Origin of the sequence: Saliniferula longa (assembly GCF_050789285.1) — a bacterium.
Lineage (GTDB): Bacteria > Pseudomonadota > Alphaproteobacteria > Rhodobacterales > Rhodobacteraceae > CAVPWP01.
Map to the genome: position 1 here is coordinate 1 of NZ_JBOUVX010000005.1, position 1925 is coordinate 1925.

The 1925-nt window shown below is 68.5% G+C and carries 1 protein-coding gene; it reads right to left on the reverse strand.

Going from position 1 to position 1925, the window contains the following annotated elements; all coding sequences use genetic code 11:
- A partial coding sequence (gene acs / locus ACRDNQ_RS18545; protein ID WP_431830207.1) for an acetate--CoA ligase occupies nt 1-1894 on the reverse strand: 1894 nt, incomplete at its 3' end.
- Between the last annotated feature and the right edge of the window lie 31 nt (nt 1895-1925).

Genomic DNA, 1925 nt, shown 5'->3' on the forward strand with positions numbered 1-1925 from the left:
CCCTGTTCATCCTGTTATCGATGAGGTCTGTGACGACGTTTGGGTCTGCGAGTGTGGAGGTGTCACCGAGGGCGGCATAGTCGTTTTCGGCGATCTTTCGCAGGATGCGTCGCATGATCTTTCCGGAGCGGGTCTTGGGCAGGCCCGGGGCCCACTGGATGAGGTCGGGGCTGGCGATGGGGCCGATTTCGGTGCGGACCCAGTCGCGCAGTTCCTTCCTGAGCGCGTCGGTGGGCTCGACACCGTTCATCAGCGTGACGTAGCAGTAGATGCCCTGTCCCTTGACGGCGTGGGGATAGCCGACGACGGCGGCCTCGGCGACCTTGGCGTGGGCGACCAGCGCGCTTTCGACCTCGGCGGTGCCCATGCGGTGGCCCGAGACGTTGATGACGTCGTCGACCCGTCCGGTGATCCAGTAATAGCCGTCGGCGTCGCGGCGGCAGCCGTCGCCCGAGAAGTAGTAGCCCTTGTAGTCGGCGAAGTAGGTCTTCTCGAAGCGCGCGTGGTCGCCCCAGACGGTGCGCATCTGGCCGGGCCAGCTGTCCTTGAGGCAGAGCACGCCCTCGGCCTCGGTGGTGGTGATCTCGGCCCCGCTCTGGGGGTCGAGGATGACCGGCTGGACGCCGAAGAAGGGCAGCGTGGCCGAGCCGGGCTTGGTCGGGATGGCGCCGGGCAGCGGCGTCAGCAGGTGGCCGCCGGTCTCGGTCTGCCACCAGGTGTCGACGATCGGGCAGCGGCCCTTGCCGACGTGGGTGTCGTACCAGGCCCAGGCCTCGGGGTTGATCGGCTCGCCCACGGTGCCGAGGAGCTTGAGCGAGGAGAGGTCGTGCTTCTCGACCGGCTCGGGGCCATGCGCCATCAGCGCGCGGATCGCGGTGGGGGCGGTGTAGAACTGGGTGACCTTGTGCTTGGCGCAGACCTCCCAGAAGCGGCCCGCGTCGGGCCAGGTCGGCACGCCCTCGAACATCAGCGTGGTGGCGCCGTTGGCGAGCGGGCCATAGACGATGTAGCTGTGCCCGGTCACCCAGCCCACGTCCGCGGTGCACCAGAAGATGTCGCCGTCGTGGTAGTCGAAGGTCAGCTGGTGGGTCATCGCGGCATAGACGAGATAGCCGCCCGAGGTATGCACCACGCCCTTGGGCTGCCCGGTGGAGCCCGAGGTGTAGAGGATGAAGAGCGGGTCCTCGGCACCGATCTCGGCGGGGGCGGCGTGCGTGTCGGCCTCGAGCGCCATCTCGCCGTAGTCGAAGTCGCGGCCCTCGATCCAGGTGGTCTGCTCGCCGGTGCGGCGCACCATCAGGCACTTGACCGTGTCCTTGCAGGCCAGAAGCGCCTGGTCGGTGTTCGACTTCAGCGCCGTCTTGCGGCCGCCGCGCGGCGCATGGTCGGCGGTGATCACGAGCTTGGCGTCGCAGCCGTTGATCCGCTGCGCCAGCGCGTCGGGCGAGAAGCCCGCGAAGACGATCGAGTGGATCGCGCCGATGCGCGCGCAGGCCAGCATGGCATAGGCCGCCTCCGGGATCATCGGCAGGTAGAGCACGACCCGGTCGCCCTTGCGGATGCCGAGCGTCTCGAGGATGTTGGCGAACTTGCAGACGGCGGTGTGCAGCTCGGCATAGGTGATGTGGCGGGCCGGCTCGGACGGGTCGTCGGGCTCCCAGATGATCGCGGTCTGGCCCGCGCGCGTCGCCAGGTGCCGGTCGACGCAGTTCGCCGCCACGTTCAGCGTGCCGTCCTCGAACCAGCGGATATGCACGTCGCCCGCCGCGAAGGACGTGTCCTTCACCTTCGTGAACGGACGCATCCAGTCCACGCGCCCCGCCTCGCGACGCCAGAACCCCTCGGGGTCCGACACGCTCTCGGCATAAAGCGCCGCATACCGCTCCGCGTCCACATGCGCCCCGGATACAAACCCGGAAGACGGT